The 25,205-nt window shown below is 70.8% G+C and carries 25 protein-coding genes; 14 read left to right on the forward strand and 11 right to left on the reverse strand.

The features are described from left to right. Positions 1-33: 33 nt before the first annotated feature. Positions 34-909 (forward strand): TIGR03620 family F420-dependent LLM class oxidoreductase, encoded by an 876-nt coding sequence (locus tag ACLJQF_RS14565; protein ID WP_410609058.1) that lies wholly within the window; start codon positions 34-36, stop codon positions 907-909. Here ACLJQF_RS14565 and ACLJQF_RS14570 read toward each other — a convergent pair. Beyond that, positions 898-1,722, reverse strand: coding sequence for a DUF3626 domain-containing protein (locus tag ACLJQF_RS14570; protein WP_410609059.1), 825 nt, complete (start codon positions 1,720-1,722; stop codon positions 898-900). The two genes, ACLJQF_RS14565 and ACLJQF_RS14570, sit on opposite strands and share 12 nt — an antisense overlap. A gap of 77 nt (positions 1,723-1,799) precedes the next feature. On the opposite strand from ACLJQF_RS14570, the gene ACLJQF_RS14575 reads away from it, so the two are divergent. Further along, positions 1,800-2,729 (forward strand): DMT family transporter, encoded by a 930-nt coding sequence (locus ACLJQF_RS14575; protein ID WP_410609061.1) that lies wholly within the window; start codon positions 1,800-1,802, stop codon positions 2,727-2,729. A gap of 161 nt (positions 2,730-2,890) precedes the next feature. Here the strand turns inward: ACLJQF_RS14575 and arc are convergent, their stop codons facing one another. After that, complete coding sequence (arc, locus tag ACLJQF_RS14580) at positions 2,891-4,693, reverse strand: proteasome ATPase (RefSeq protein ID WP_410609062.1); 1,803 nt, start codon at positions 4,691-4,693, stop codon at positions 2,891-2,893. A gap of 366 nt (positions 4,694-5,059) precedes the next feature. Between arc and ACLJQF_RS14585 the strand changes: the two genes are divergently transcribed. Together ACLJQF_RS14585 and ACLJQF_RS14590 are read left to right on the forward strand one after the other, a co-directional pair. Then, positions 5,060-6,058 (forward strand): hypothetical protein, encoded by a 999-nt coding sequence (locus tag ACLJQF_RS14585; protein ID WP_410609064.1) that lies wholly within the window; start codon positions 5,060-5,062, stop codon positions 6,056-6,058. Positions 6,059-6,071: 13 nt separating this feature from the next. Further along, complete coding sequence (locus ACLJQF_RS14590; RefSeq protein ID WP_410609065.1) at positions 6,072-6,521, forward strand: hypothetical protein; 450 nt, start codon at positions 6,072-6,074, stop codon at positions 6,519-6,521. Positions 6,522-6,563: 42 nt separating this feature from the next. Here ACLJQF_RS14590 and ACLJQF_RS14595 read toward each other — a convergent pair whose 3' ends face one another. The 3 genes from ACLJQF_RS14595 to ACLJQF_RS14605 all read right to left on the reverse strand — a co-directional run bounded on the left by ACLJQF_RS14595 (position 6,564) and on the right by ACLJQF_RS14605 (position 9,503). Then, a complete protein-coding gene (locus ACLJQF_RS14595; protein WP_410609066.1) occupies positions 6,564-7,349 on the reverse strand; it encodes a pentapeptide repeat-containing protein in 786 nt (261 codons plus the stop codon). A gap of 4 nt (positions 7,350-7,353) precedes the next feature. Further along, positions 7,354-8,184, reverse strand: coding sequence for a tRNA (adenine-N1)-methyltransferase (locus ACLJQF_RS14600; RefSeq protein ID WP_410609067.1), 831 nt, complete (start codon positions 8,182-8,184; stop codon positions 7,354-7,356). Positions 8,185-8,351: 167 nt separating this feature from the next. Continuing rightward, entirely contained in the window at positions 8,352-9,503 is a 1,152-nt protein-coding gene (locus tag ACLJQF_RS14605) for a site-2 protease family protein (protein WP_410609069.1), read from the reverse strand. Positions 9,504-9,996: 493 nt separating this feature from the next. Here ACLJQF_RS14605 and ACLJQF_RS14610 point away from each other — a divergent pair, with 493 nt between their 5' ends. From ACLJQF_RS14610 to ACLJQF_RS14620, 3 genes are all read left to right on the forward strand, one after another. After that, positions 9,997-10,896, forward strand: a complete 900-nt coding sequence (locus ACLJQF_RS14610) for a RecB family exonuclease (RefSeq protein WP_410609070.1) — start codon at positions 9,997-9,999, stop codon at positions 10,894-10,896. Further along, entirely contained in the window at positions 10,896-11,687 is a 792-nt protein-coding gene (locus ACLJQF_RS14615) for a thioesterase family protein (protein WP_410609072.1), read from the forward strand. Before ACLJQF_RS14610 ends, ACLJQF_RS14615 begins: the two co-directional genes overlap by 1 nt. 64 nt (positions 11,688-11,751) lie before the next feature. Next, positions 11,752-12,687: a ParA family protein gene (locus tag ACLJQF_RS14620; protein WP_410609073.1), complete on the forward strand. Its 936-nt coding sequence runs from the start codon at positions 11,752-11,754 to the stop codon at positions 12,685-12,687. Positions 12,688-12,765: 78 nt separating this feature from the next. On the opposite strand, the gene asnB is transcribed toward ACLJQF_RS14620, so the two are convergent. Beyond that, on the reverse strand, positions 12,766-14,700 hold the full coding sequence (gene asnB, locus ACLJQF_RS14625) for an asparagine synthase (glutamine-hydrolyzing) (protein ID WP_410609075.1): 1,935 nt from the start codon (positions 14,698-14,700) through the stop codon (positions 12,766-12,768). Between the two features lie 184 nt (positions 14,701-14,884). On the opposite strand from asnB, the gene ACLJQF_RS14630 reads away from it, so the two are divergent. Together ACLJQF_RS14630 and ACLJQF_RS14635 are read left to right on the forward strand one after the other, a co-directional pair. Continuing rightward, the gene (locus ACLJQF_RS14630; protein WP_410609076.1) at positions 14,885-15,826 is read left to right on the forward strand and encodes a cytochrome c oxidase subunit II; all 942 of its coding nucleotides are present in this window, start codon (positions 14,885-14,887) and stop codon (positions 15,824-15,826) included. Positions 15,827-15,916: 90 nt separating this feature from the next. Further along, positions 15,917-16,336, forward strand: a complete 420-nt coding sequence (locus ACLJQF_RS14635; protein ID WP_410609078.1) for a cytochrome c oxidase subunit 4 — start codon at positions 15,917-15,919, stop codon at positions 16,334-16,336. A gap of 127 nt (positions 16,337-16,463) precedes the next feature. On the opposite strand, the gene ACLJQF_RS14640 is transcribed toward ACLJQF_RS14635, so the two are convergent. Next, the gene (locus ACLJQF_RS14640; RefSeq protein ID WP_410609079.1) at positions 16,464-17,423 is read right to left on the reverse strand and encodes a GlxA family transcriptional regulator; all 960 of its coding nucleotides are present in this window, start codon (positions 17,421-17,423) and stop codon (positions 16,464-16,466) included. Between the two features lie 83 nt (positions 17,424-17,506). On the opposite strand from ACLJQF_RS14640, the gene ACLJQF_RS14645 reads away from it, so the two are divergent. Next, on the forward strand, positions 17,507-18,397 hold the full coding sequence (locus ACLJQF_RS14645; protein WP_410609081.1) for a DMT family transporter: 891 nt from the start codon (positions 17,507-17,509) through the stop codon (positions 18,395-18,397). Here ACLJQF_RS14645 and trpD read toward each other — a convergent pair. The 3 genes from trpD to ACLJQF_RS14660 all read right to left on the reverse strand — a co-directional run bounded on the left by trpD (position 18,390) and on the right by ACLJQF_RS14660 (position 20,315). Continuing rightward, a complete protein-coding gene (gene trpD, locus ACLJQF_RS14650; protein WP_410609082.1) occupies positions 18,390-19,424 on the reverse strand; it encodes an anthranilate phosphoribosyltransferase in 1,035 nt (344 codons plus the stop codon). The genes ACLJQF_RS14645 and trpD overlap by 8 nt on opposite strands. A gap of 5 nt (positions 19,425-19,429) precedes the next feature. Beyond that, positions 19,430-19,840 (reverse strand): hypothetical protein, encoded by a 411-nt coding sequence (locus ACLJQF_RS14655; protein ID WP_410609084.1) that lies wholly within the window; start codon positions 19,838-19,840, stop codon positions 19,430-19,432. A gap of 61 nt (positions 19,841-19,901) precedes the next feature. Continuing rightward, positions 19,902-20,315, reverse strand: coding sequence for a hypothetical protein (locus ACLJQF_RS14660; RefSeq protein ID WP_410609086.1), 414 nt, complete (start codon positions 20,313-20,315; stop codon positions 19,902-19,904). A 95-nt stretch (positions 20,316-20,410) separates the two neighbouring features. On the opposite strand from ACLJQF_RS14660, the gene ACLJQF_RS14665 reads away from it, so the two are divergent. The 4 genes from ACLJQF_RS14665 to ACLJQF_RS14680 all read left to right on the forward strand — a co-directional run bounded on the left by ACLJQF_RS14665 (position 20,411) and on the right by ACLJQF_RS14680 (position 24,752). Continuing rightward, positions 20,411-21,034, forward strand: a complete 624-nt coding sequence (locus tag ACLJQF_RS14665; protein ID WP_410609087.1) for a heme-copper oxidase subunit III — start codon at positions 20,411-20,413, stop codon at positions 21,032-21,034. Between the two features lie 66 nt (positions 21,035-21,100). After that, entirely contained in the window at positions 21,101-21,919 is an 819-nt protein-coding gene (locus ACLJQF_RS14670) for a c-type cytochrome (protein ID WP_410609088.1), read from the forward strand. Next, positions 21,916-23,082 carry a ubiquinol-cytochrome c reductase iron-sulfur subunit gene (locus ACLJQF_RS14675; RefSeq protein ID WP_410609089.1) on the forward strand — a complete coding sequence of 389 codons (1,167 nt, stop codon included), beginning with the start codon at positions 21,916-21,918 and terminating at the stop codon, positions 23,080-23,082. The genes ACLJQF_RS14670 and ACLJQF_RS14675 overlap by 4 nt, the downstream gene beginning before the upstream one ends. Next, positions 23,079-24,752, forward strand: a complete 1,674-nt coding sequence (locus ACLJQF_RS14680; protein WP_410609091.1) for a cytochrome b — start codon at positions 23,079-23,081, stop codon at positions 24,750-24,752. The genes ACLJQF_RS14675 and ACLJQF_RS14680 overlap by 4 nt, the downstream gene beginning before the upstream one ends. A gap of 151 nt (positions 24,753-24,903) precedes the next feature. Here ACLJQF_RS14680 and ACLJQF_RS14685 read toward each other — a convergent pair whose 3' ends face one another. Then, positions 24,904-25,185 (reverse strand): Lrp/AsnC family transcriptional regulator, encoded by a 282-nt coding sequence (locus ACLJQF_RS14685; protein WP_410609093.1) that lies wholly within the window; start codon positions 25,183-25,185, stop codon positions 24,904-24,906. Positions 25,186-25,205: the final 20 nt, after the last annotated feature.

Genomic DNA, 25,205 nt, shown 5'->3' on the forward strand with positions numbered 1-25,205 from the left:
TCTTCATATCGAAGATCCGCAATACTTCGATCTATGAGCATGATCAAGAACCTGCGGCTCGGCCGCTACGGGATCTGGACGTTCGACTTCGAGGACCAGCCGGCCGGCCTGATCCGGGACTCGGTGCAGGAGCTGGAAGAACTCGGCTGGCCGGCGATCTGGATCCCGGAGAGCGAAGGACGCGAGGCCCTGACGCACGCCGGGTTCCTGCTGTCGGCCACCGAACGCCTCACCGTCGTGAACGGCATCGCGCAGATCTGGTCCCGCGAGGCGCAGTGGACCCGCGGCGCGGCGGTCCTGCTGGCCGACGCCTACCCGGACCGCCACCTGCTCGGGCTCGGCTTCGGCGCCGGAAAGCCCGGCGCGAAGCCGCTCCGGGCGATGAACGACTACCTCGACGCCCTGGACGCCGACCCGAAGGTCAACCCGGCACCGCGCTCGCCGGTGCGCCGGATCCTCGCCGCCTACGGCCCGAAGATGCTGGAGCTGGCCCGCGACCGGTCGGCCGGCGCGCACACCTACCACGTGACGCCGGAGCACACGGCCCAGGCGCGGGAGATCCTCGGCGCGGAGCCGTTCCTGGGCGTCGAGCACGCGGTGCTGTTCGAGACGGACGCGGCCAGGGCGCGCGAGGTCGCCCGCAAGCACCTGCACCCGTACCTCACCACGCCGTACAACATCGCCAAGTTCCTCCGGCTCGGCTACACCGAAGAGGACATCGACCGCGGCAGCGACCGGCTCGTCGACGACCTCGTGTTCTGGGGCGACCTCGAGACCATCACCGCGAAGCTGAGCGCGCACCTGGAGGCGGGCGCGGACCACATCGGCATCCAGGTGATCGGCGTCGAGCCGGGCACCTCGGCGATGCCGCACTGGCGCCGGCTGACCGAGGCGCTGCTACCCGCGTAGGCCGAACCGCGCGGTGCAGTGCCACACCCGCTTGAGCACCTGGGGATCGTGCCGGTCGGCGCGGACGGCGTCACCGATGACACGGGCGTCCAGCCACCCGTCCTCGGCGATGTCCTCGCCGGCCCGCACGACGTCCTCGCCGCGGTAGTCCGCGTGCCGGGCGAGTTCCGTCACCGAGAGCCGGAACCCGTGGTGCCAGTATGTCGGGATCGGGAACTCCGCTGCCGCCGCCTCGACGTCGGTGCCGCGGAAGGACGGGTCCAGGACGAGCGCGGCGACGTCGTCGGGCAGCCGGAGCGGGCCGTGCACGTGGGCCTCGATGTAGTCGTCGAGCTCGTCGGGAGCGTCGGCATCGACGAGCGGGATCAGCGGCATGTGCGTCACCGTGCCGAAGTGGGCCGGCTCCCTGAAGCTGTCCGGGTAGCAGAACGTCGTGCGCCTCAGCACTTCCCGCTTGAGCCGGAAGTGGGCCGACCCGAACCGGATCGAGCCACCGGCCGTACGGCGGCGGCGGTTGAGCGAGCCGTACTTCGGGCGGGCCGACGGCGGCAGCTCGTCGTAGACACCGCCGAACATCCGGTGCTCCCAGCGCCACCGGTCCCCGCCGGGGTGTGCGGTCAGGCCGCCGTTGCCCGTACCGGTCTCGAACTGCGAGCGGTAGACACCGTCGGTCAGCCAGTGCCGCAGCAACGGCACGGACCCCGCCGGCCGGTCCGGGTGGAAGTGGATCGTGACGTCCAGGCCCGCCGGCACCGGCGGCCCCTCGGTGCGGGCCTCGACGTACTCGACCGCCGCCTGCCATTCCTGCGCCATGGTATAGGTCGTTATACCCAACGCGGCGTCGGAAAACCACTGGCTTCGCGGCCGGTCCGGCGGTTTGACTGCGGGCCATGCGATGGGCGGAGTTCGGGGTCACGGTGCGGTTCGCGCTGCTGGCCGTGGTGTGGGGTGCGAGTTTCCTATTCATCAAGGTGGGTCTCGGCGGGCTCTCCCCCGGCCAGGTCGCGCTCGCCCGCGTCGCGCTGGGTGCGCTGGCGCTGGCCGTGATCCTGCTGGTGCGCCGGCGGCCGCTGCCCCGTGATCCCGTGTTGTGGGGGCACCTCGCGGCCGTGTCGGTGTTGCTGTGCGTCGTGCCGTTCCTGCTGTTCTCGTGGGCGGAGCAGTACATTTCGTCCGGGCTGGCCAGCATCTTCAACGCGACGACGCCGCTGGTCACGATGCTGCTGGCGGCCGCGGCGCTGCCGGAGGAGCGGTTCACCCCGCCCCGGGTGCTCGGCCTGCTGCTCGGGTTCGCCGGCGTGCTCACGATCGTCGGGGTGTGGCACGGCATCGACGTGTCCCACCAGCTGACGGCCCAGCTGGCCTGCCTCGGCGCGACGACGTGCTACGGCGCGTGTTTCGTGTACCTGCGCCGGTTCGTCTCACCTCGTGGGACGGATCCGGTGGTCGTCGCGTTCGGGCAGACGGCGTCGGCGACGGTGATCCTGGGCCTGCTGACCCCGGCGATCGCGGCGACGCCGGTGCACCTGACCGTGCCGGTGGTGGCGAGCATGATCGCCCTCGGCGTCTTCGGCACGGGCATCGCGTACGCCTGGAACACCCGGATCATCGCCGCCTGGGGCGCGGCCAACGCCTCCGCGGTGACGTACTTGACGCCGGTGGTCGGCGTGCTGCTCGGCGTGCTCGTGCTCGGTGAACCGGTGAGCTGGAACCAGCCGGCCGGGGCGCTGCTGGTGGTGCTGGGGATCCTCGCCGCCCACGGGAAGCTGCGCCGTCGCCGCTCGACCAGGGCCGGAGCCGAGCTCGCCGACGCGAAGTGACCCGGCCGGGGGTCCGGGGGCTTGCCCTCGGGCGGGGTTTGGGGGGTGCACCCCAAAAAACACGAGACGGGTGGGGCCGGCTTGCGCTTTCCGCAAGCAGACCCCACCCGCCTCAGCCGGCGGGGCGGTTGCTTCGGCAACCGCCCCATCGCGCGTTCGAACTACAGGTACTGACCGGTGTTCGTGGCGGTGTCGATCGCCCGCCCCGAGTCCTGGTTCTTGCCGGTGACGAGCGTGCGGATGTAGACGATCCGCTCGCCCTTCTTGCCGGAGATCCGGGCCCAGTCGTCCGGGTTGGTGGTGTTGGGCAGGTCCTCGTTCTCCGCGAACTCGTCGACGATCGCGTCGAGCAGGTGCTGCACGCGGAGACCGGGCTGCTTGGTCTCCAGCACCGACTTGATCGCCGACTTCTTCGCCCGGTCGACGATGTTCTGGATCATCGCGCCCGAGTTGAAGTCGCGGAAGTACAGGACTTCCTTGTCCCCGTTGGCGTAGGTCACCTCGAGGAACCGGTTCTCGTCGCTCTCCTCGTACATCCGCTCGACGGTGTGCTGGATCATCGCGTCGAACGTCGCCTTGGCGTCGCCGCCGAACTCGGCGAGGTCGTCGGCGTGGATCGGCAGGCCTTCGGCCAGGTACTTGGAGAAGATGTCCTTCGCGCCTTCGGCGTCCGGACGCTCGATCTTGATCTTGACGTCGAGCCGGCCCGGCCGCAGGATCGCCGGGTCGATCATGTCCTCGCGGTTGGAGGCGCCGATGACGATGACGTTCTCCAGGCCTTCGACACCGTCGATCTCCGACAGCAGCTGGGGCACGATCGTGGTCTCGACGTCGGACGACACGCCCGAACCACGGGTCCGGAAGATCGAGTCCATCTCGTCGAAGAACACGATCACCGGGGTGCCCTCGGAGGCCTTCTCCCGCGCTCGCTGGAAGATCAGGCGGATGTGCCGCTCGGTCTCCCCGACGAACTTGTTGAGCAGCTCGGGACCCTTGATGTTCAGGAAGTAGGACTTCCCGTCCTCGTTGTCGCCCCGCGCCGCGGCCACCTTCTTGGCCAGCGAGTTCGCCACCGCCTTGGCGATGAGCGTCTTGCCGCAGCCCGGCGGGCCGTAGAGCAGTACGCCCTTGGGCGGTCGCAGCTGGTACTCCTGGTACAGGTCGGCGTGCAGGAACGGCAGCTCGACCGCGTCCCTGATCTGCTCGATCTGCCGGGTGAGGCCACCGATGTCCTCGTAGCGGACGTCGGGCACCTCCTCCAGCACCAGGTCCTCGACCTCCGCCTTCGGCACGCGCTCGTACGCGTACCCGGCCTTGGAGTCGACCAGGAGCGAGTCGCCCGGCTTGAGCGGCTGCTCGGCCAGCAGATCGGAGAGCAGGACCACCCGCTCTTCGTCCGCGTGCCCGACCACCAGCGCACGACGGCTGCCGCCCTCGACGTCGGCGGCGAGCACCTCGCGCAACGCACAGACCTCGCCGATGCGTTCGAAGCCGCCGGCCTCGACCACGGTGAGCGCCTCGTTGAGCCGAAGCGCCTGACCGCGGCGCAACGACGCGAGCTCGACCGCGGGTGAGACCGACACCCGCATCTTCCGGCCGGCCGTGAAGACGTCCACCGTGTTGTCCTCGTAGGCCTCGACGAAGACGCCGTACCCGGACGGTGGCTGGGCCAGCCTGTCGACCTCCTCGCGGAGGGCGAGGAGCTGTCCTCGCGCTTCGCGCAGGGTTTCGACCAGTTTGGTGTTGCGTTCGGTGAGCTGGCTCACCCTTTCCGAGGCCTCGGCGAGCCGCTGTTCGAGAACGCGGTTCTGCCGTGGCGAGTCCGTCAGTTTGCGGCGCAGCAGCGCCACTTCTTCCTCGAGAAAACGGATCTGCCGAGCCTGCTCGTCTGCCGTCGTCCCAGCTCCGGATGTTGCTGAAGGGTCGGCCTCCTCGCGCCGACCTCCGGGAAGGTCATGATGCATCGGGCACCTCCTCGGAGTGCTTTTCATTCCACGGTACCGGCGATCACCGACAAGAAAAGCCCTTTCCGGATCACAAGATCGGCGCGTCGCGGTTTGCCGACCACCCCCAGCACGGACATTCCCGCAGCGCAAGCGGCCATTTCGGTGCCGCGGCGCCGGTGTGTCGCAAGTCCGTCCGGGCTGAGATGAAGCAAGCACGTCGGGAGTACCCCGGCCGCGGGACGCCCAACCCTCGCGCGGATCCGGGCAATTCCGGCCAGTTCCGCCCTAACCGCGCGCCGGCCCGGCCCGGTGGCTAGCATCGGGCGACGCTGTACCGGCCTCGACGGCCGGGCGCTACCGAAGGAACGCTAGGGGGCACCCGTCATGACCTACCCGCCGCAGCAACCGGGCGGCTACGGCCAGCAGCCCGGCGGCTACGGGCAGCAGCCCGGGCCGTACGGCCAGCCGCAGCAGGGCGGCTACCCCCAGAGCGGCCCCCAGCCCCAGCCCGGTTACGGCGGTGGCCAGCAGTACGGCCAGGGCGGCGGGTACGACGGCACGCAGCAGTACGGCCAGCCCGGCTACGACGGGACCCAGCAGCACGGCCAGGGCGGCGGGTACGACCCCACCCAGCAGTACGGGCAGGGCGGATACGACGGGACCCAGCAGTACGGGCAGGGCGGATACGACGGGACCCAGCAGTACGGGCACCCCGGCCAGGGCGGTTACCCGCCGCAGACGGGCCCTCAGCCCCAGCAGGGCTATCCGCAGCAGGACCAGTGGGGCCAGCCGCCCCAGGCTTTCGGCGGCTACGACCAGTACGGCGGCGGCTTCGGCGAGGCGCCCCCGCCCAAGAAGAAGAAAACCGGCCTGATCGTCGGCATCGCGGCGGCCGCGGTGGTCGTCGTCGGCGGCGGGGCGACCGCGCTGGTCCTCACCAGCGGCGACGACCAGCCGGCCGCCGCACCGCCCGCGAGCAGCAGCAGCCCGGTGGCGCCGACGACGGCGCCGAAGGCGTCCACCCCGAAGCCCAAGAGCACCGCGCCGACCAGCCCGACGTCGAAGAGCAGCAAGCCCGCGGGCGGCCCCGCCCCCGGCGGCAAGGCCAGCTCCCAGGAGCTGTTCGACGCGACCCTCGTGGCCTACAACGCGAGTGACGAGAACGCGCTCGGCGACACCATCTGCCGCAGCGTCTACGAGGGCACCACCGGCGACATCCCGAAGGTCACCGTGAAGCTGACCGGCACGCCGCAGGAGACCGGCGACAAGGCCACCGTCCGCTACTCCGCCACCGACGGCAGCAAGACCAAGGTCGGCACGATGTCGGCGCAGAAGGAATCCGGGCTCTGGTGCCTGTCCAACGTCCAGGCGGACGGCTCGTGAGCACCCGGCGTCGGTGAACCGCGCGTTGGCCGCCGGGCTGGTCCTGGTCGGCGTGGCCGGGGCGGGCGTGGTCCTGGGGCTGCTGCTCGTCGCCCCGGCCGGCTCCCCGCCCCCGGCGTCGGCCACGCCTTCGCCGCCGCCCCGCCCGACGACACCCTCGGCCCCCGACGAGGCCGACACGGCGGCGGTGGCGGTCCTGGCGCGGGCGATCGTGGACGCGATCGCCCGCCACGACTCGGCGGCGTTCGGGAAGCTGACGTGCCGCCCGCAGACCGCGGAGGCGCTCGCGGGCCTGCAGCGGATGTGGGACGCGGCCGGCCCGGTCACCGCGAAGCTGCTGGCGCCCCCGGAGCTGCGCGGCGAGTCGGCGACGGCAAAGGTGCACGTCGAAGCGGCGGGCGGGGTCAAGGACACGCCCTTCCCGCTGCACAAGGAGAACGGCCGCTGGTGCGTGCCGGGCTGAGTGGTCGCTACCCGAGTGGCGACCGCTGGGTGGTGACCACCACTAAGGCCGGGGCGTGAACCCGTCGGGCCAGCGGGTGGTGGCGTCGGCGACGGCACCGGTCACGTCCGTGCCCTCCAGATCGGCCGCGGTGAGGTCGGCCCCGCGCAGATCCGCGTCCCGCAGCAGCGTGCCGGTCAGGGTCGCGCCGGCGAGGTGCGCGTTCCGCAGCACCGCGCCCTCCAGGTTCGCCCCGGCGAAACAGACCCGCGGGATGGCGAGGCCGGTCAGGTCGGCGTCGCGCAGGTCGACGCGTTCCAGCTCGGACGCCGCGCCCGGTTCGATCATCCCGCCGCGGCCCAGCGCGGCGAGCGCGGCCGAGACGTCGTCGGCCGGACCACCTTCGCGGCGCGGCGTCGCTTCACCCCGCCACGGCGCCCGGGCGCAGATGAACGACGTGAGCAGCGCGTGGACGTGCCCGCGGTACCGGGGATCGAGCTCCGCCAGCTGCTCCAGCGCGTAGACGGCGCCCTGCCGGGTCGGCTCCCGGTCGGCACCCAGCTGCTCGATCGCCTTGGTGAACAGGTCGATCGACCGGCTCTCGCGGTTGAGCAGCAGCTGCCGGGAGGTGAGGACGGCACCCAGCCCGACCCCGGCCAGCGCCAGGAGACCCCCGAGCGCCTGCAGGAGCGTGGCGCGGACGTCGTTCACGGCCTTCAGCCGGTCCGCCACCCCCAAGCCCGGTGCGTGGCCGACCAGCCACGACGGCGCGAAGCCCACGCACAGCACCACCAGGACGGCCACCACGGCCGCGGCCGCCGCGAATCCGGCCTTCCGGCGCGGCGGCACTCCCTCAGCCCTTGCCCTTGCTCGGCCGGCGCGACACGCGCGGGGACACGGTCCCGTCCGCCAGCCGGCGCGCCGTCAGCAGGAACGCCGTGTGCGCCACCATCCGGTGGTCCGGGCGGACCGCCAGGCCCACCACGTGCCACGGGCGCATCAGCGTCTCCCACGACTCGGGCTCGGTCCAGCACTGCTGCTCGCGCAGCGACTCCGTGACGCGCGACAGCTGCGTCACGGTCGCGACGTAGACCGTCAGCACGCCACCCGGCACCAGGTTGGCGGCCACGTTCGGCAGTTGGTCCCACGGCGCCAGCATGTCGAGCACGACCCGGTCGACCTCGCCCTCGTGTGACGCCAGGTCGGCCACCGTGAGCGACCAGTTGGCCGGCTTCTCGCCGAAGAACTTCACCACGTTGCGCTCGGCGTGTTCGGCGTGGTCGTCGCGGATCTCGTACGAGTGCACCTGCCCGGCCGGGCCGACCGCGCGCAGCAGCGAGCACGTCAGCGCGCCGGAGCCGGCGCCCGCCTCGAGCACGCGCGCGCCGGGGAAGATGTCGCCCCACATCACGATCTGCGCCGCGTCCTTCGGGTAGATCACCTGGGCGCCGCGGGGCATCGAGAGCACGTAGTCCGGCAGCAGGGGGCGCAGCGCGAGGTAGGTCGACCCGCCCGCGGACGTCACCACCGAGCCTTCGGGACGGCCGATCAGGTCGTCGTGGGCCAGGGCACCGCGGTGGGTGTGGTACTCACCACCGGCGGCCAGCGTGAGGGTGTAGTGACGCCCCTTCGAGTCGGTCAACTGCACCCGATCACCCGCGCTAAACGGTCCGCTGACCGACAACACTTCCTCCTGCTGACTGCGCCGTTCGTCACCAATCCGACCACAGTCACGGCCGGACGGCTTTCGTGGCGACGGTTGCTTACCGCTCGGGGACCGGCCTGCTTTTGGCCGGATTGGTAACCCGTTTGGCCGACGCCAGATCTTCGCAGGCCGCGCGGGCCGGCGACTCAGCGGGTACGGCGGTTCAGCGCGGCCCGCAGGTCGTCCCGGCGCAGCACGCCCGCCGGGCGGCCCTCGTCGTCGACGACCAGGAACTGCCACGCCGCGGTTTCGCGGACCCGCTCGACGACGTCCTCCCCCGGCTCCGACGCCAGCAGCACGGTCTCGGCGCGGATCGGCTCGGCCGCGAACTCGGCCGGCGCGTGCGGCGAGGAGCTCGCGAGCCGCTCGGCTTCGCCGACGTCCAGGAGCCCGGCCGCCACGCCGTCGGCGCGGACCAGGACCACGCCCCGGCCGGCCGACGCGGCCAGCGCGTCGGACACCGGGCTCTCGGCGGGCAGCTGCAGCACCGGCCGGACGAGCTCGGCGAGAACCAGGCCTTCCGGCCAGGTGCGGCGCGCTTCGGCGGCCAGCTCGGAGCGGGCGCCGAGGATCACGAACCACGCCGTCACGACGCAGACACCCAGCCGCAGCCAGCGGTCCGGGCTCGCGGTCGCCAGGCCCCACAGGGCCCAGATCAGCAGCCCCGCGGCGACGACCCCGCCGCCGGCGACCGCCGCGCGCGTGCCCTTGGCGCGGATGCCGGTGACCGCCCAGACGCCGGCGCGGACCAGCCGGCCGCCGTCCAGCGGCAGCCCGGGCAGCAGGTTGAACACGCCGACGGCGAGGTTGGCCACCGCGCACTCGGCGACCAGGAGCCAGACCGCACCGTCCGGGGGGACGGCGAACATCAGCAGGCCGCAGAAGCCGCCGAGCAGCAGCGACACGGCGGGCCCGGCCGCGGCGACCATGCCTTCGTCGCCCGGGCGCTTGGGGGTGCGGGCCACTTCGGACAGGCCGCCGAGGAGGAACAGGCGCAGCCGCCGCACCGGGATCCCCAGCCGCAGCGCGACCAGGCAGTGCCCGAGTTCGTGGGCGAGCACGGACAGGCCCAGCAACAGCGCGAACGCGCCGGCCAGCAGCCACGACGTCGTGGCCGAGGCGTCCGGGAGCAGCCGCCCGACCAGTGGCGCGTACAGCACGACGACGATCAGCGAGCCGACCCACCAGGAGGGTGCCAGCAGCACCGGCACCCCGGCGACCCGGAACAGCACGAGGCCACCGTCCGAGCGGACGGCCTGCCGGGTCCCCCCGGTGCCTTGCTCACTGGTCGCGGCCATGCGCAGAGCCTAGAGCCCCGGGTGTGGGTAGCGGGTGATCCGGCCCCACCGGTGTCGCGTGGCGAGATGCGCCCCAATGTGGCATTGGGTGCGTCCAGCGCACCGAACGCCACATTGGGTGCGTCAGACGATGCTGTTGGCGAATTCGGGTTCGTGCCCACCGGAGCGGCCAACTCGCCGACCGGAGCGGCCAACTCAGCGGCTGCAACGGCCAACACGCCGGAGAACCCGGGCGAGTTGGCCGGTCCGGGTGGCGAGTTGGCCGGACCGGGTGGCGAGTTGGCCGGACCGGGTGGCGAGTTGGCCGGACCGGGTGGCGAGTTGGCCGGTCCGGGCGATCCCCTCGCCACCGAGCCGGCCGCAGCACACCCGCCCGAATAAGCCAACAGCACCGTCAGACGCACCGAACGCCACATTGGGGCGCTCGGGACCGCGGGGGGTGGCGGGCGTTGCGGTCGCCGGAACTGTCGGACCCCGGCGTTACGCTCTGCCCATGCCCGACGCCGACACCGTCACCACCGACACCCCAGCATCCGCGGTCGCCACCGAGGTGCGGCGGCGGCCCGCGCTGTCGCCGTCGAGGGCCAGCGACTTCAAGCAGTGCCCGCTGCTCTACCGGTTCCGCGCGGTCGACCGGCTGCCGGAGGTCCCCACCAAGGCCCAGCTGCGCGGCACGCTCGTCCACTCCGTCCTGGAACGGCTCTTCGCCCTCCCCGCCGCCGAGCGCGTCCCCGCGCAGGCGCGGGAGCTCCTCGGTCCGGCGTGGACGGACCTGTCCGCGGACCGTCCGGAGTGGACCGAGCTGTTCGACGGCGAAAAGCCCGAAGAACACGCGGAATGGCTCCGGTCGGCCGAAAAGCTCCTCGACGCCTACTTCGGACTCGAGGACCCGCGGCGGCTCGAACCCGAGGCCTGCGAGCTGCACGTCGAGATCGAGCTCGGCTCCGGCGTCCTGCTGCGCGGCTACATCGACCGCGTCGACGTCGCGCCGACCGGCGAGATCCGGGTCGTCGACTACAAGACCGGCGCCGCGCCGCGCGAGATCGGCGAGGCCAAGGCGATGTTCCAGATGAAGTTCTACGCCGTGGTGCTGTGGCGGCTGCGCGGGATCGTGCCCCGCCAGCTGAAGCTCATGTACCTCACCGACGGCCAGTCGCTGGCCTACACCCCCGACGAAGCCGAGCTGCTGCGCTTCGAGCGCACGCTGGAAGCCATCTGGCAGGCCATCCTCAAGGCGGGCAAGACCGGCGACTTCCGGGCGAACAAGACCAAGCTGTGCAACTGGTGCGACCACCAGGCGCACTGCCCCGAGTACGGCGGCACCCCACCCGCGTACCCCGGCTGGCCGGAGCCCGACGCGGGCGACGAGACGCCGCTGGACCGGGCCGACTGATGGCCGACGCCTTCTACGTCCCGCTCGGCGAAGGCCGGTTCTCCGCGACCGCGCACACGGCCGGCCCGTGGACCCCGGACGCCCAGCACTTCGGCCCGCCGTCGGCGTTGCTCGTGCGTGCTCTCGAAAACGTCGAAAGCGCCCATCCGGCCGAGCTGGCGCGCGTGACCGTCGAGATCCTCGGCCCGGCACCGGTCGCCGAGCTGACCGTGCGGGCCCGGATCGACCGGCCCGGCCGGTCGGTCGAGCTGCTGCAGGCCGAGCTGGCGAGCGCCGAGCGGGTCGTGGCGCGGGCGTCGGCCTGGCGGATCGCATCGTCGGACACCGGCGAGGTCGGCACCGACGCCGGGCCGCGGCTGCCCGGGCCGGACAGCGTCGACGAGTCGCCGTGGCCGGAAGGCTGGCAGGGCGGCTACCTCGACGCGGTCGAGTGGCGCGCGGTGCGCGGCGGTATGGACGTCCCCGGCCCGGCGGCCGTCTGGGCCCGCCAGCGCGTCCCGCTGGTCGACGGCGAGGAGCCGAGCGGCCTGCAGCGGCTGTTCGCCGTCGCCGACTCCGGCAACGGCGTGTCCAACTACCTCGACCCGCGGCAGTGGTGGTTCATCAACTCCGAGCTCACCGTGCACCTGCGGCAGGTGCCGGAAGGGGAGTGGATCGGCCTCGACGCGGTCACCCTGGTCGGCAGGCACGGCATCGGCACGGCGACGAGCATCCTGCACGACGCCGGCGGCCCGGTGGCCACCGGCGCGCAGGCGCTGATGGTCCGGCCGCGACAGGCCGGGGGCGGATAGCCACCCACAACGGGCCCGCATCCAATAACCTTCGCGGAACGACCGACTTGAGGAGCGCTCCGGCATGCAGATCACCTCGGTGGTCAACCAGAAAGGCGGGGTCGGCAAGACCTCACTGAGCGTCGGCACCGCGGCCGCACTGGCCGAACGGGGCCGCCGGGTGCTCCTGGTCGACCTCGACCCGCAGGGCCACGCGACGACCGAGATGCTCGGGTTGTCCGAGGTGCCCCCGGACCGGCCGAGCCTGGCGAAAGCGCTGGCCAAGACGTGGAAGGGCCCGATCGAGGAGATCGTCGTCCCGCACCCGCGCAGCAACCTCGGCAAGGGCGGCGCGCTCGACGTCGTGCCGACGTCGCCGGGGATGTTCGACCTGATCCGGCGGCTCGACTCGTTCCGCGTCCCCGGCTGGCAGCTCGCGCGGGTCATCCAGTTCGCCAACTACGACCACTGCGTCATCGACTGCCCGCCCGCGCTGGACGTGCTGACGAACAACGCGCTGGCGGCCTCGCACGGCATCCTGGTCCCGGTCCAGCCGGACAAGACGAGCATCCGCGCGCTGCGGCTGCTGGCCGACCAGGTCCGGTACGTCGAGCAGACCGTCGGGCGGCAGCCGCTGTCGTGGTTCGGCCTGGTGCCGAGCCTGTACCGGCGGCCGATCTCGCACTACGCGGCCGCGGCGCTGCAGGAGATGTACGACTTCGGCATCCCGATGCTGTCGCACCTGCCGCTGGGCGTGGTGATGAACGAGGCGGCGGCGCACGGCGTCCCGGTGACGACCTACGCGCCCGAGACGTTGCAGGCGCTGTCCTTCCGGGAGATCGCGGAGACGCTGGACGGCCACCTGGCGGAGAACGCGGCACCGGCGGTGGTCCCGGCCGACGAGGAGTTCGTCTTCGAGGACTTCATCTCCGATGTCGCGGTCGCCCGAAACGTCAACGACAACGGCTCCCGCAAGGGGCTCTACGACCTGCTGCCGAAGAAGCCCAACCGCCCCCGGTAACCAGTCTGCCGCGGCTCGTCGTGAGTGGTAATTCGGGTTAGAACCCTAATTACCACTCACGACCGGCTGCGGCAGACCTCAGAGCTTGACCGGGTAGACCGGCTCCGGGATCTCGGGCTTGATCCGGTGCTCGACGAAGATGCCGTGCCACAGCATGAACACGATCAGCGCCCACAGCTGGCGGCTGCGGTCCAGCTGGCCCGCCTTGTGCTCCTCCAGCAGCGCCAGGATCGCCTTCTTGTCCAGCAGCTCCTCGGTCTTCGAGTCGCTGATGATCCCCTTCGCCCAGTCGTACATCTCGTTGCGCAGCCACAGCCGGATCGGGACCGGGAAGCCGAGCTTGCGGCGGTTCAGCACGTGCGCCGGGATGATCTTCGCCAGGGCCTGGCGCAGCGCGTACTTCGTCGTCCCGTGCGCCAGCTTCTGGTCCAGCGGGATCGACGCCGCGACCTTGAACACCTCGGCGTCGAGGAACGGCACCCGCAGCTCCAGCGAGTTCGCCATCGTCACCTTGTCGGCCTTGACCAGGATGTCGCCGCGCAGCCACGTGTAGAGATCGACGTGCTGCATGCGGGCCACCGGGTCCCAGCCGCGCGAGACGTCGTACCAGGGCGCCGTGACGTCCTTGAAGCCGACGCCCTCCTGATAAGTGCGAAGCACGTTGCGCAGCTGGTCGTCGCGGAAGTTGCGGGCGTTGCCGTAGTAGCGGTCCTCCAGCGGCAGCGCGCCGCGGCGCAGCAGGTCCTTGCCGCGGGTGCCCTCGGGGATCTTCGTCGACACCTTGCCGATCAGCTTCCGCATGCCGCCGGGGATCTTCTCGAACGGCGCCAGCGAGATCGGCTCGCCGTAGATCGTGTAGCCGCCGAACAGCTCGTCCGCGCCTTCGCCGGACAGCACCGCCTTGACGTGCTTGCGGGCCTCGCGGGCGATGAACCACAGCGGGACCAGCGCCGGGTCGGCCACCGGGTCGTCGAGGTACCAGACGATGAGCGGCAGCGCCTCCATCATCTCGTCGGCCGACACCGTGCGGACCACGTGCTTGACGCCGATCGCGGCGGCCGACTCGGCGGCGACGTCGACCTCGGAGTAGCCCTCGCGCTCGAACCCGGTGGTGAACGCGATCAGGTTCGGGTTGTGCTCCTTGGCCAGCGTGGCGGTGGCCGTGGAGTCGATGCCGCCCGAGAGGAACGCGCCGACGGTGACGTCCGGGTCGGAGATCATGTGCTTGCCGACCGAGTCGCGCATCACATCGGCGATCCGCTGGTGCAGCGCTTCGGCTTCGGCCTGCGTGGTCACCGGCTTCGCGGTGAACTGCGGGTGGAAGTAGCGGGTGAACTTCACCTCACCGCCGGGCACCACCTCGAACGAGGTGCCGGACTCGACGCGCCGGATCGCCGTGTGCAGCGACTCGGGCTCGGGCACGTACTGCAGCACCAGGTAGTGCTGCAGGGCCTTCCGGTCCAGCTCCTGCGCGACGCCGAGGGTGTCCGACAGCTCCAGCAGGCTCTTCTTCTCGCTGGAGAAAGCCACCCCGCCGGGGCCGGCCGAGTAGAACAGCGGCTTGATGCCGAACGGGTCGCGCGCGCCGAAGACCCGCTTCTCCTGGGAGTCCCAGATCATGAAGGCGAACATCCCGCGCAGGCGCTGCACCCAGTCCGCGCCGAGGTAGTGGAAGCCGGCGACGATGGCCTCGCCGTCACCCTCGGTCTCGAACTTCGCGCCGTGCTTCTCGGCGAGCTCCGCCCGCAGCTCCAGGTAGTTGTAGATCTCCCCGTTGAAGTTCATGGTGTAGCGGCCCGGCGCCTCGGGCGGGCCCCAGACCAGCGGCTGGTGCGCGTGCTCGACGTCGATGAAGGCGAGCCGGTTGAAGCCGTAGACGACCTCGGCGTCGGCCCAGGTGTCCTGCTCGTCGGGGCCGCGGTGGCGCTGGCAGCGCATGGCCGCGCCGACGGCGTCACGCGCGTTCGCCGCGCCGGTCTCGGTCGCGCAGATCAGTCCAAGCAGGCCGCACACGGGTACTCACACACCTTCAGGGTCTTCACCGGGCTGGGGAAGGCTTCAGTATGCCGGGAGCCAGGTGGCGAGTAACACGCACGTCGATGGTTACCCCTTGGTCAGCAGGATGGGCCAACTCGGCTAGAGTCCGGCTGTCACAAAGATCGGTCGTAGGAGGCTCTGGGTGAAAGGGCGAGGCGCAGTGGGACAACCCGAGCGCACCCTGGGGAAGCGGACCGCGCGGGTCGCCGCGCTGGCCGTGCTGGTCGCGCTGACCGCGACGGGCTGCTCCGGCGACGAGATCCTGCGGTTCGGCTGGCCGGTCGGTGTCACGCAGCAGGCCACCGAGATGCGGAACCTCTGGACCTGGACCGTGGTCGCGGCCCTGGTCGTCGGGGTCATCGTGTGGGCGCTGATCTTCTGGACCGCGACGTTCCACCGCAAGAAGAAGACTGCCGACGGCGAGCCGGAGGAGCTGCCCCGGCAGTTCCAGTACAACATCCCGCTCGAGCTGTTCACGGTCGTCGTCCCGACGATCATGGTCTGCGTCCTGTTCTTCTTCACCGCGACGACGGAGTCGAAGGTCCTGGACAAGATCCCGAACCCGGACGTCAAGGTCCAGGTCGTGGCCTTCCAGTGGAACTGGGAGTTCAAGTACGAGGACGAGAGCGCGAAGCGGGCGGACGGCCAGCAGGTCAGCACCGTCGGCTCGTCCGGCGAGATCCCGCTGCTGGTGCTCCCGGTCGGCAAGACCATCCAGTACGACCTGGTCTCCACGGACGTCATCCACTCCTTCTGGGTGCCGGAGTTCCACTTCAAGCGGGACGTCATGCCGAACCCGGAGAAGAACAACCAGGACAGCTCCTTCCAGAACAAGATCGACCGCGAAGGCTCCTTCGTCGGCCGGTGCGCGGAGCTGTGCGGCACCTACCACTCGGTAATGAACTTCGAGGTCCGTGCGCTGTCGGTGGACAAGTACGACCAGTACATCGCGCTGCGCAAGCAGACGAACCCGGCGACGGGCCAGGCGTTCACCGCGGCCGAGGCGCTGGCGAAGATGAACTGCGGCGAGCTGTGCACCCCGCACGCGGTGACGACCCAGCCGTTCAACACCGACCGCACGGCACGCACCGCGTCCAACTGACGTCCAGCTGCAACATCGGGGCTTCGCCCCGGCCGGGGGCTCCGCCACCCGGACCCCCGGAAAGCGGATAACAGGAGTAGGAAAGAGACCATGAAGGTCGAAGCCCGCATCTTCTTCATCGTGGCGATCTTCGCCGTGTTCATGGCGGCCGTGTACTGGGTGTGGACCGCACTGGCCGCGACCCACGGCCCCGAGCCGGTGGGCATCGTCTCGCTGTTCCTGACCGGCGGTCTCGCGTTCCTCGCGGGCAGCTACATGCAGTTCGTCTCCCGTCGCATCGAGCCACGTCCGGAAGACCGCGAGGACGCTGAGATCAGTGACGGCGCCGGCGAGCTGGGCTTCTTCAGCCCGGGCAGCTACTGGCCGATCAGCATGGCGGCCACCGCGGCGCTCGCGGCCGTGGCGCTGGCGTTCTTCCACATCTGGCTGCTGGTCATCGCGCTGGTCGCGCTGCTCATCACGATCGGCGGCCTGGTGTTCGAGTACCACACGGGCCCGTCGCACGACTGAGCTCCACTTTCCGGACCGGCCGCCGCGCACCCGCGTGGCGGCCGGTTTCGTGTCTGCCGCGGCTCGTCGTGAGTGAGAAACAGTGTTAGAACACTGTTTCTCACTCACGACCGGTGCGGCAGGGTGCTCAGCCGCGGAAGGCTGTGCGGTAGGAGGAGGGGCTCGTGCCCCGCAGCCGGCTGAACTGGTGCCGTAGCGCCGCCGCCGAGGCGTAGCCGCACGCCGTCGCGATGTCCTCCACCGACAAGCCACCCTCCTCCAGCAGGGCCTGAGCTCGGTCCAGGCGACGCTCGGTCAGCCAGCGGTGCGGGGTGGTGCCCGTCGCCGCCGAGAAGCGGCGCAGGAACGTCCGCTCGCCCAGGCCGCTGCGGCGGGCCAGCTCCGCCACCGTGAACGGCTGGTCCAGCCGCCGCTCCACCCACTCCAGGGCCTCCGCGACCACGGCGTCGTCGGCCGCCGCCGTCGCCGGCACGGGTGCCTGGACGAACTGCGCCTGGCCGCCGGCGCGGTGCGGGGCCGCCACCATCCGCCGGGCCAGCGTGGTGGCCGCCGCGACGCCGCGCAGCCGGCGGACCAGGTGCAGGCACAGGTCAACCGCCGCGACCGTGCCCGCGCTGGTCAGGATGCCGCCGTCGTCGGCGTAGAGGGCCTGCGGATCCACCTCGGCGGCCGGGAACCGCTGCCGGAACTCCGCCTCGTACACCCAGTGGACCGTGCAGCGGCGGCCGTCGAGCAGCCCCGCGTACCCCAGCGAGAACACGCCCGCGCAGAACCCCGCCACCCACGCGCCCCGCCCGGCGGCGTCGCGCAGGACGTCCAGCACCGGTTCGGGCGGCGGCGCGGTCCGTGGCGCGCACGTCGGCACGATCAGCAGGTCCGCCGACGCCGCGAAGTCGAGGTCCCGCAGGCCCGACAGCCCGAAGCCGGACCAGCTGGAGACCCCGGATCCGCCCGGTGAGCAGACGGCGAAGTCCCAGCCCTCGATGCCGTCGGCGCTGCGGTCGGTGCCGAACACCTCGCACGCGACGCCCAGCTCGAACGGCGAAACGCGGTCGGCGAGCAGCACGGCGACCCGGTTGACGTCCATGGCGGCCAGTGTGTCACAAGTTTTGCGGCCGTTGTCATCTCTGACACTGGTTGATCGCCGCCCACGAGACGAACGTGGTCGGCATGACGAACTCGGAAACCCGCCCTCTGCTCCAGTGGTCCGCGGCGATGGCGATGTCCGGCACGATCGGCGCCGTCGTCCTCGAGAGCGGCGCGGCCGCACCCGCCGTGGCCTTCGCCCGCTGCTTCGTCGGCGGCGCGCTGCTCGTGCTCTGGTGCCTCTCCCGCGGCTGGCTGCAGTCCTGGCGGCCGTCCCGCCGCGACCTCGGCCTCGCCGTGCTGGGCGGGCTGTTCCTGGTCGGCAACTGGGTGCTGCTGTTCGCCTCGTACGCGCTGTCGTCGATCTCGGTCAGCACGGTCGTCTACCACACCCAGCCGCTGATCCTGGTCGGCCTGGCGGCGGCGTTCCTCGGCGAGAAGGTCGCCAAGAGCCACCTGGCCCGGGCCGGGATCGCGTTCGGCGGGGTGGCGTTGATCTCGCTGTCGGCCCACGGCGAGGACGGCAAACCCGTGCAACTGGCGGGGATCGTGCTGGCGCTCGGCGCGGCGCTCCTCTACGCCGGAGCGTCCTTCGTCGCGAAGCAGCTGAAGCACATCCGCCCGCACCTCCTGGCCGCCGTGCAGACGACCGTCGGCGCGCTGGTGCTGGCGCCCGCGCTGCTGATCACGCCGCTGCCGTCGACGACGTCGGGACTGCTCTGGCTGGTGCTGCTGGGCACGGTGCACACGGCCCTGATGTACGTGCTGATCTACGCGAGCATCGGCAAGCTGCCGACCACGACGGTGGCGCTGCTGTCCTACGTCTACCCGGTCGTGGCGGTGCTGGTGGACATCGCGTTCTACGGCCACCGTCCGAGCTGGCTCGAAGGGCTGGGCATGCTCGCGGTCCTGGCGGCCGCGCTGGCACCGCAGCGCAGCCGCCGGACCGAAGAGCAGCGGGTGAAGGTCAGCTGAAGGCGATCCAGCGGTCCAGCATCGTGGCCGCGGCTCCCGAATCGATCGCCTCGGCCGCCCGCGTCAGACCCGTCCGCAGATCATCCTCGAGGGACGCCGAGAAGCCCGTGAAGGCCGCCAAAGCCGCCGCCGCGTTGAGCAGGACCGCGTCGCGGACCGGGCCCGGCTTGCCGCCCACCAGGTCGCGGACCACCGCCGCGTTCGCTGCCGCGTCGCCGCCGCGCAGGTCCTCTGCCGTCGCGCGGGCGATGCCCACGGACGCCGGGTCGAAGCTGCGCTCGGTGACCGTGCCGTCGGCGACCACCCACACGGTCGACGTCGTCGTCGTGGTGATCTCGTCGAGGCCGTCGTCGCCGCGGACCACCAGGGCCCGGGTGCCGCGGCGGGCGAACGTCTCCGCCAGCACCCGCGTCTTGTCCGGGTACGCACAGCCGATCAGCGCCGCGCCCGGCTGGGCCGGGTTGGTCAGCGGGCCGAGCAGGTTGAACGTCGTCGGGATGCCGAGCTCGCTGCGCACCGGGCCGGCGTGACGCAGCGCCGGGTGGAACGCCGAGGCGAGGAAGAACCCGATGCCGACCTCGTCGAGACTGCGCCGGACATCCTCCGGCGGCAGGCTGATCCGGACGCCGAGCGCCTCGAGGACGTCCGCCGCGCCGGACTTCGACGACGCGCTGCGGTTGCCGTGCTTGGCGACCGGCGCGCCGGCCGCCGCCGTGACGATCGTCGCCATCGTCGAGATGTTCACCGAGTTGGAGCCGTCGCCGCCGGTGCCGACGATGTCGACGGCCGCGCGGTCCAGCTCGACCCGCTTGGCGTGCGCCAGCATCGTGGCCGCCATGCCGGCGATCTCCTCGGGCGTCTCGCCCTTGGCGCGCAGCGCGACCGCGAACCCGGCGATCCGGGCCGGGCTCGCCGCGCCGCTCATGATCTGGTCCATCGCCCACGCCGTGTCCTCCGCGGAGAGGTCGACGCCCGCGACGAGCTGCTTGAGCAGGGTTGGCCAGGTGCGGGGGACCGGGGTGGTCACCGGGCTCAGCCGTTCACGACGGCGACCCGTCGCGCGCGCAGCACGTCGGCGACGGTCTCCGCGGCGGTCAGCGGGTCCAGCGGGTGCACCAGCACGGCGTCCGCCTGCGACCAGGTCGCCAGCCACCGGTCGTCCTTGCGCCGCACGGCGATCACGATCGGAGGGCAGTCGGTGATTTCACTCTTCAGCTGGCGGCAGAGGCCGATACCGCCGGTCGGCTGCGCCTCGCCGTCGAGGATCGCCAGGTCGACGTGGCCCGCGTCCACCTCGGACAGCACGTCCGCGATGCCGGCCGCCTCGACGTAGTCCACGCGCGCCAGATCGGCGGCGGGCCGCCGGCCGACCGCGTTCACGATCGCCTCGCGCACCTCCGCCTTGTGGCTGAACACCAGGACCCGCATCGACCGCTCGCCCATCAGGCACGCCTCCGTCTCGTCACCACAGGAACCCTGCCGATCGTATCGGCAGAGACCGACATCACGCGGTCGGCTCCGGCTGGAGCGCGTCCCAGCCCAGCGCGTCACCACCCAGCCGCTGTGCCAGGCCCGCCATCCGGGCCCGTTCCTGGGCGCAGTGCAGGGCGTCGAGCACCTGGACGCGGACCGCGAGCACGCGCGCCGGCCCCTCCGACGCGGACTGTTCACGCAGCTCATAGCCGTCCTGGGCGAGGATCGACGCCGCCTCGGCGAGCCGGTCCGGCGGGAGCAGGAGGTGGTGCCGCAGGACGGCCGGTGCCGTGCTGACCCATGCGGGTGAACCGGCGAGTACGGCGGAGTCCGCGACGACCGGGTCGAAGGCCTCGGCGACGATCTTCAAGCCGGGCGCGTCGGTGCTCAGACCGGGCGTTTCCCGCTTCTTGACCAGGTCAAGCAGGCGGTCGAGTAAACCCATGAGTAGCTCTCACCTTCCCGGGCATCCGGTGTGATCGGTTACGCAGACGACCCGCCGTGGACCCACCCGGCGGAGCGGTGGTGCGAGAGGACATAATGCGACGCGTGACAACGGCAGCTCCCACCATCAGTCAGCGGGTCCACTCGCTGAACCGGCCGAACATGGTCAGTGTCGGCACCATCGTGTGGCTTTCCAGCGAGCTGATGTTCTTCGCCGGACTGTTCGCGATGTTCTTCACCGTCAAGGCGCAGAACTCCACCGGTGCGTGGCCGCCGCCGCTGCACGGCGAAGAGTTCAAGCTCAACGTGGCGTACGCGATCCCGTTCACGGTGATCCTGGTGCTGTCCTCGCTGACCTGCCAGTTCGGCGTGTTCGCCGCCGAGCGCGGCGACGTCTACGGGCTGCGCCGCTGGTACATCATCACGTTGATCATGGGCGCGATCTTCGTCGGTGGCCAGGCCAACGAGTACCACAACCTGGTCGAAGAGGGGATGACGATCCCGTCCGGCCCGTTCGGCACGGTCTTCTACCTCGCCACCGGGTTCCACGGCCTGCACGTCATCGGCGGGCTCATCGCCTTCGTGTACCTGCTCATCCGCACGAAGTTGAGCAAGTTCACGCCCGCCCAGGCCACGTCGGCGATCGTCGTGTCCTACTACTGGCACTTCGTCGACATCGTGTGGGTCGGCCTGTTCGGTGTGATCTACCTCCTGCCGTGAGGGGCTCACCCCCAGCCGCCACCACCTTCACCATCGGCCTGAACTGACAGCAAGGGTTGCCGCAAGATGACCACCAGCACCAAGTCCTCGGAGCGCCGCTACCGCGCGCGGTCGAAGCTGCGGAGGCGGTTCGCCGGCCTGCTCGCGCTCGGCATCGCGCTGGTGGGCGCCGGCGCCGGCTACGCCCTGCTCGTGCCGGAGCCGCAGACCGCGCAGGCCCAGGGCACGCCGGCGCAGCTTCGCCTCGGCGAGCAGGTCTACAACAACACCTGCATCGCGTGCCACGGCGCGAACCTCGAAGGCGTGCAGGACCGCGGGCCGAGCCTGATCGGTATCGGCGACGCCGCGGTGTACTTCCAGACTTCTTCGGGCCGGATGCCCGCCGCGCGCCAGGAGGCGCAGATCGAGCGGAAGCCGCCGAAGCTGACCGAGGCCGAGATCGACGCGGTCGGCGCCTACATCCAGGCGCACGGCGGCGGCGTCCAGCGTCCCGCCGAAAAGGGCGAGGCCCTGCGCGGCGACGACCCGGCCCGCGGTGGCGAGCTGTTCCGCCTCAACTGCGCGTCGTGCCACAACTTCACCGGCCGCGGCGGCGCGCTGTCCGCCGGCAAGTACGCGCCGAACCTGGACCCGGCCAGCGAAGAGCAGATCTACACGGCCATGCTCACCGGCCCGCAGAACATGCCGAAGTTCTCCGACCGGCAGCTGTCGCCGGAGGAGAAGAAGGACATCGTCGCCTACGTGAAGTCGGTGTCCGACGGCAACAATGACCCGGGTGGTAACGGCCTCGGCGGGGTCGGCCCCGCTTCGGAGGGCGTCATCGCCTTCATCGTCGGGATCGCCGCGCTGATCGGCGTGACGTTGTGGATTGGATCGAAGGCATGAGTGCCGAGGGGCCGAAGCCGCCGACGGAGGCGGAACTGGCTGAAATGGACCGGGACCAGCTGGTCAAGCTGGGCGGGGCGCTCGACGGCGTCGAGATCGTCGAGTACCCGACCCCGTGGCCCGTGGAGGGCACCCGCGCGGAGAAGCGGGCCGAACGCCTGGTCGCGTTCTGGTTCGCCCTGTCCACGCTGGCCGGGCTCGGGTTCGTCGTTTCGCTGATCTGGTGGCCGTGGAAGTACGAGGCGCCGGACAACGAGAGCGGCCACTTCTGGTACAGCCTCTACACCCCGATGCTGGGCCTCACGCTCGGCCTGGCCATTCTCGGCCTCGGCATCGGCGTGATCCTGTACACGAAGAAGTTCGTGCCCGCCGAGGTCTCGGTGCAGCAGCGCAGCGACGCCGGCGGCGAGGGTTCGCCCGAGGTCGACCGCCAGACGATCCTCGCGCACCTGGCCGACGCCGGGAGCCGCAGCACCATCGCCCGCCGGTCGCTGATCAAGCGCTCGGCGATCGCCGGTGCCGGCACGCTCGGCCTCGCGGCCGCGGCGCTGCCGATCGCGTCCTTCATCAAGGACCCGTGGAAGGACACCGAGACCCGCGATTCGCTGTGGCACACCGGCTGGCAGCCGAACTTCCCCGGCGAGAAGGTCTACCTGCGCCGCAACACCGGCAAGCCGGTCGAGGTGGAGCACGGCAAGGAGACCGAGATCTCCCTGGTCAAGGCCGAGGACCTCGACGCGGGCGCGATGGAGACGGTTTTCCCGTTCCGCGAGTCCGAGCGGAACGACGCGGAGGCGCTGGCCAAGGCACTGACCCGCGTCGACAACCCGGTCATGCTGATCCGCCTGCGCCCGACCGACGCCGCGAAGGTGGTCAAGCGGGCCGGCCAGGAGGACTACAACTTCGGCGACTACTACGCGTACACGAAGATCTGCAGCCACGTCGGCTGCCCGACCTCCCTGTACGAGCAGCGGACCAACCGCATCCTGTGCCCGTGCCACCAGTCGCAGTTCGACGCGCTCCACTACGCCAAGCCGATCTTCGGCCCGGCGACCCGTCCGCTGGCCCAGCTACCGATCACGGTGGACGAAGAGGGATACTTGATCGCGCGAGGCGATTTCAACGAGGCCATCGGTCCGGCCTTTTGGGAGCGTAAGTCATGAGTTCACTCACCACGCCGACCAAGGGGTCGAGCGCTGTCGAGAAGGCGTTGGGCGACGCCGCGAACAACGCCGACCAGCGTTATCACCTGGCCAAGGGCCTGCGGCACCAGCTGAACAAGGTGTTCCCGACCCACTGGTCTTTCCTGCTGGGCGAGATCGCGCTCTACAGCTTCATCATCCTGCTGCTGACCGGTGTGTACCTGACGCTGTTCTTCGACCCCTCCATGCAGGAGGTCGTCTACCACGGCAGCTTCAAGAACATGCAGGGCCTGGAGATGTCGCAGGCGTTCCGCACGACGCTGGACATCTCGTTCGACGTCCGCGGCGGCCTGTTCATGCGGCAGCTGCACCACTGGGCCGCGCTGATCTTCGTCGCGTCCATGGCCGTGCACATGCTGCGCATCTTCTTCACCGGTGCGTTCCGGCGCCCGCGTGAGGCGAACTGGGTGATCGGTGGCCTGCTGCTGATCCTGGGTTGCTTCGAAGGCTTCTTCGGCTACTCGCTGCCGGACGACCTGCTCTCCGGTACCGGTATCCGCGCGACGCTGTCGGGCATCGTGCTCTCGGTGCCGGTCATGGGCACCTGGCTGCACTGGGCGCTGTTCGGCGGGGAGTTCCCCGGCGACCAGATCATCCCGCGCCTGTACACGCTGCACATCCTGCTGCTGCCGGGCATCATGCTTGCCCTGGTCGGCGCGCACCTGGCGCTGGTCTGGTACCAGAAGCACACGCAATTCCCGGGCGTGCGCCGCAAGGAGACCAACGTCGTCGGCGTCCGGATCATGCCGTACTTCGCGCTCAAGGGCGGGGCGTTCTTCACCCTGGTCGTGGGTGTGCTGGCGCTGATGTCGGGCCTGTTCCAGATCAACCCGGTGTGGAACTTCGGCCCGTACAACCCGGCACAGGTGTCGGCGGGTTCGCAGCCCGACTGGTACATGGCCTGGGCCGACGGCATGCTCCGGATCTGGCCCGCGTGGGAGGTCTACCTCGGGAACTACACGATCCCGGCGGTGTTCTTCCCGGGCGCGGTCGGCATGCCGATCCTGATCGGCCTGCTGCTGGCCTACCCGTTCATCGAGCGGAAGCTGTCCAAGGACACCGCGCACCACAACCTGCTCCAGCGGCCCCGGGACGCCCCGGTCCGTACGGCGCTGGGCGCGATGGCGCTGGGCTTCTTCATGGTCATCGAGCTGTCCGGCTTCAACGACATCATCGCCGACCAGTTCGACATCTCCCTGAACGCGACGACGTGGGCGGGCCGCATCGGCGTCCTGATCGTGCCGCCGCTGGCCTACTACTTCACCTACCGCATCTGCCTGGGCCTGCAGCGGGCCGACCGCGAGGTGCTGGAGCACGGCGTCGAGACGGGCATCATCAAGCGGCTGCCGCACGGTGAGTTCATCGAGATCCACCAGCCGCTGGCCGGCGTGGACAGCCACGGCCACGCGCTCCCGCTCGAGTACCAGGGCGCGTCGGTGCCGAAGAAGATGAACAAGCTGGGCTCGGCCGGGCACGCGGTGCCGGGCACGTTCTGGTCGCCGGACCCGGCCGACGAGACCGCCGCGCTGGAGCGGGCCAACGGCAACGGGCACTCCGGAGCCGAGAACGGCCAGCACGGCGAGTTCGACTCCGCCGAGACGGCGTCGGCCGCGAAGCAGTCGGACCACTAGCTCTACCGAACGACGAAGGCCACCTCCGTGCGGAGGTGGCCTTCGTCGCGGGTGAGCCCGGCCCCCAGCGCCCCAAGGCGGCCTTCGGTGCGTGAGACGCAACCAAGGCCGCCTTCGGTGCGTGAGACGCAACCAAGGCCGCCTTGGGGCGCTAGTCCTCCACGCCGATCGAGAAGGCCGATTCGGTGTCGGTGCGGCTGTAGGACCGGAACGCGATGTGCGTGACGGTGTCCAGCACGCCCGGCACCTTCCCGATCCGGCCGGGGATCAGGTCGGCCAGTTCCTCGTGCGTGGACACCTTCACGGTGGCGATGAGGTCGACGTCCCCGGCGCACGAGTAGACCTCGCCGACACCCTCGATGTCGGCGATCGCCTGTGCCGCGTCCGGGATCGCGTCCGCCTCTACCTGGATCAACACGATCGCGGTGATCACCTGGGTCCTCCAAGACTCGT

The sequence above is a fragment of the Amycolatopsis sp. lyj-109 genome, assembly GCF_046548995.1.
Taxonomy (GTDB): Bacteria; Actinomycetota; Actinomycetes; order Mycobacteriales; family Pseudonocardiaceae; genus Amycolatopsis.

Bases quoted from the DNA above. Each gene is read 5' to 3' on its own strand.
- ACLJQF_RS14565 (WP_410609058.1), top strand. From the start codon at position 34: ATGAGCATGATCAAGAACCTGCGGCTCGGCCGCTACGGGATCTGGACG.
- ACLJQF_RS14570 (WP_410609059.1), bottom strand. From the start codon at position 1,722: ATGGCGCAGGAATGGCAGGCGGCGGTCGAGTACGTCGAGGCCCGCACC.
- ACLJQF_RS14575 (WP_410609061.1), top strand. From the start codon at position 1,800: ATGCGATGGGCGGAGTTCGGGGTCACGGTGCGGTTCGCGCTGCTGGCC.
- arc (WP_410609062.1), bottom strand. From the start codon at position 4,693: ATGCATCATGACCTTCCCGGAGGTCGGCGCGAGGAGGCCGACCCTTCA.
- ACLJQF_RS14585 (WP_410609064.1), top strand. From the start codon at position 5,060: ATGACCTACCCGCCGCAGCAACCGGGCGGCTACGGCCAGCAGCCCGGC.
- ACLJQF_RS14605 (WP_410609069.1), bottom strand. From the start codon at position 9,503: ATGGCCGCGACCAGTGAGCAAGGCACCGGGGGGACCCGGCAGGCCGTC.
- ACLJQF_RS14610 (WP_410609070.1), top strand. From the start codon at position 9,997: ATGCCCGACGCCGACACCGTCACCACCGACACCCCAGCATCCGCGGTC.
- ACLJQF_RS14615 (WP_410609072.1), top strand. From the start codon at position 10,896: ATGGCCGACGCCTTCTACGTCCCGCTCGGCGAAGGCCGGTTCTCCGCG.
- ACLJQF_RS14620 (WP_410609073.1), top strand. From the start codon at position 11,752: ATGCAGATCACCTCGGTGGTCAACCAGAAAGGCGGGGTCGGCAAGACC.
- ACLJQF_RS14635 (WP_410609078.1), top strand. From the start codon at position 15,917: ATGAAGGTCGAAGCCCGCATCTTCTTCATCGTGGCGATCTTCGCCGTG.
- ACLJQF_RS14640 (WP_410609079.1), bottom strand. From the start codon at position 17,423: ATGGACGTCAACCGGGTCGCCGTGCTGCTCGCCGACCGCGTTTCGCCG.
- ACLJQF_RS14645 (WP_410609081.1), top strand. From the start codon at position 17,507: ATGACGAACTCGGAAACCCGCCCTCTGCTCCAGTGGTCCGCGGCGATG.
- ACLJQF_RS14655 (WP_410609084.1), bottom strand. From the start codon at position 19,840: ATGGGCGAGCGGTCGATGCGGGTCCTGGTGTTCAGCCACAAGGCGGAG.
- ACLJQF_RS14660 (WP_410609086.1), bottom strand. From the start codon at position 20,315: ATGGGTTTACTCGACCGCCTGCTTGACCTGGTCAAGAAGCGGGAAACG.
- ACLJQF_RS14665 (WP_410609087.1), top strand. From the start codon at position 20,411: ATGCGACGCGTGACAACGGCAGCTCCCACCATCAGTCAGCGGGTCCAC.
- ACLJQF_RS14670 (WP_410609088.1), top strand. From the start codon at position 21,101: ATGACCACCAGCACCAAGTCCTCGGAGCGCCGCTACCGCGCGCGGTCG.
- ACLJQF_RS14675 (WP_410609089.1), top strand. From the start codon at position 21,916: ATGAGTGCCGAGGGGCCGAAGCCGCCGACGGAGGCGGAACTGGCTGAA.
- ACLJQF_RS14680 (WP_410609091.1), top strand. From the start codon at position 23,079: ATGAGTTCACTCACCACGCCGACCAAGGGGTCGAGCGCTGTCGAGAAG.